Annotated in this window: 1 pseudogene; it reads right to left on the reverse strand. The window is 38.3% G+C overall.

From position 1 onward, the window contains the following. Nucleotides 1-262: pseudogene (locus FS736_RS23465) on the reverse strand (undecaprenyl-phosphate alpha-N-acetylglucosaminyl 1-phosphate transferase); the annotation flags it as partial. Nucleotides 263-350 lie beyond the last annotated feature (88 nt).

A 350-nucleotide genomic window follows, 5' to 3' on the forward strand; every position in this document is an offset into this window, starting at 1 on the left:
CAATCCCAACAACGATGATAATCATCCCACCTATTGTTATCCCCCTTAACTTTTCATTTTCCACCCCTCCAGTAAACAATCCACCAACCACTCCCAGCAAAATGCCCACCCCTCCAACGCGTCCCATAACTTTACCATCTACTTTTCTATCCTTTCCTTTATCAGTACCCCCAATTTTCTCCCCAAATTTTATAACAAATCCTCTCAAGATTAAAACACTAACCAACCACACCAAAAAACCTACTATCAATTCTCCACTCATATACACTTCCCCTCTCTAAAAACCTAATTTCAAACCCTCACTAACTCTATCACAATCCAACCTATATTCAATTTTTAATCCATTAATT

It is taken from the genome of Cytobacillus oceanisediminis 2691 (genome assembly GCF_007678455.1).
Lineage (GTDB): Bacteria > Bacillota > Bacilli > Bacillales > Cytobacillaceae > Mesobacillus > Mesobacillus oceanisediminis_A.